We start from the raw sequence: 892 nt of genomic DNA, 5'->3' as shown, positions 1-892 counted from the left end.
GTCGCCCCTCTTTTGATGCGTTTGAGGCAATGGGCTGATCCGCGCCAAACCCAGCGGTAAGTATTTTTTGGGAGTCGATCTGATATTGCTTGATGAGAACATTCGCAACAGCATCGGCTCGTTTTTTAGACAGTGTTAGATTGCTGGAGGGGGAGCCAGTGCTATCTGTATGCCCCTCTATGAGAAGCATGAACTTCTGATTTTGCTTGTAGGTTTTCGCAAGGTTTTCAATAACTGGGTAATACTCTTTCGAAATTTCGGCACTGTTGCTCGCGAACTGAATACCCAAATCGATGCTTTGAATTTCATTGTAAGACTCAACACAACCTTCGTTATCAATCACGGCATTTGTGCTGTTCTTATCGCACTGATCTCTTTGATCGATGACACCATCGTCGTCTTGGTCATCTAGAGTCTTATGTTCTTTTAGAAAGGGCTCAACTTTGTATGGTTCAGGAGCGGTTTCAGCATGTTTTGATGGTAAGCCTGAACCGAACTCTTGGTTGTCCTCAGTGTTTTCGGTACTGTGATGAGCGCATGCGATTAATGAGAAATAACAAATGAAGAGTAAGCATCGTGAGTACATTTTTTGATCCTCATTGATCGTTGGCTATGAATCTTCTTGAGCGAGAGAACCTTCAACATTTACGCGTAATGCGTCGAGAATATAACTCATACTCGCTATGACTCTATATTGTGTATAGATGTATTCGTAATCGGCAGTCAAGTACTGTTTTTTTGCTTCAAACACCTCGTTTTGTGCATCAAGCAAATCGAGTAATGTTCGTCTACCTGCCTTAAATTGAGCCATGTAAAGAGTGGCACTTTCTTCACTTTGATTGACGTAGTCTTCTAGGTGAATAAGTGTTTGCTTGAGGGTTAGATAAGCATC

At 42.2% G+C, this 892-nt stretch carries 2 protein-coding genes; both read right to left on the bottom strand.

The features are described 5' to 3' along the window. Positions 1-586: OmpA family protein (locus A3762_RS23920; protein ID WP_068757973.1), on the bottom strand; the 586-nt coding region annotated here is incomplete at its 3' end. Between the two features lie 24 nt (positions 587-610). Continuing rightward, positions 611-892 (bottom strand): TolC family protein (locus A3762_RS23915; protein ID WP_197469551.1); only part of this gene is annotated, 282 nt, incomplete at its 5' end.

This window comes from Oleiphilus sp. HI0125 (assembly GCF_001635355.1).
The sequence above is the reverse complement of the archived record's forward strand: the minus strand, read 5'-3'. Positions and strand labels throughout refer to the sequence as shown.